Here is a 628-nt window from a genome sequence, read left to right as displayed (position 1 = left end):
CAGAGGAGTCAATCCCTAATACCTCTGACCAAATTTCTACCATTTTTTGCTCTACTCTATTCCGAGGTGCTATATATCCCTCGTTCGTTTGTATAATAGAGGCCCATGCAGGTAAAGCATCTTTATCTACCTTCCCATTAACAGTTAATGGCAATGATTCTATCTTGATAAAATGAGCCGGGACCATATAATTTGGAAGATGTACCCCTACATGTTTTCTCCACTCTTGTGTAGCTCCTTCGCCCACAATATAGGCTACTAAGATGTTATCTCCAAATGAATCTTCTTGCGCTACCACAGTAACTTCTTTAATGTCTGGATGATTTCCTAATATTGTTTCAATTTCACCTAACTCAATTCGAAATCCTCTAATCTTAACTTGTTTATCAGCTCTTCCTATATATTCTATATTTCCATCAGGTAAATATTTAACTAAATCACCAGTCCGATATAATCTATCATTAGAGCTATTCTTGAATGGGTGTGGGATAAATGAGGCCTTTGTTAATTCAGGTTGATTCAAATATCCTCGTGCTAATGCGATACCTCCTATATAAAGTTCACCTACTGTCCCAATAGGGACAAGTTTTTTAGCTTCATTTAATACATATACCTCTACATTGGGAAT

The 628-nt window shown here is 36.5% G+C and carries 1 protein-coding gene; it reads right to left on the bottom strand.

The window, feature by feature from the left end:
* Positions 1–628, bottom strand: a 628-nt coding sequence (locus CN409_RS29175; protein WP_141527753.1) for an AMP-binding enzyme, incomplete at both ends; no start/stop codon positions are given.

Origin of the sequence: Bacillus sp. AFS012607 (genome assembly GCF_002558005.1) — a bacterium.
Taxonomy (GTDB): Bacteria; Bacillota; Bacilli; order Bacillales; family Bacillaceae_G; genus Bacillus_A; species Bacillus_A thuringiensis_S.
Note: the sequence above shows the minus strand (reverse complement) of the source record. Positions and strands in the feature narration are given on the sequence as shown.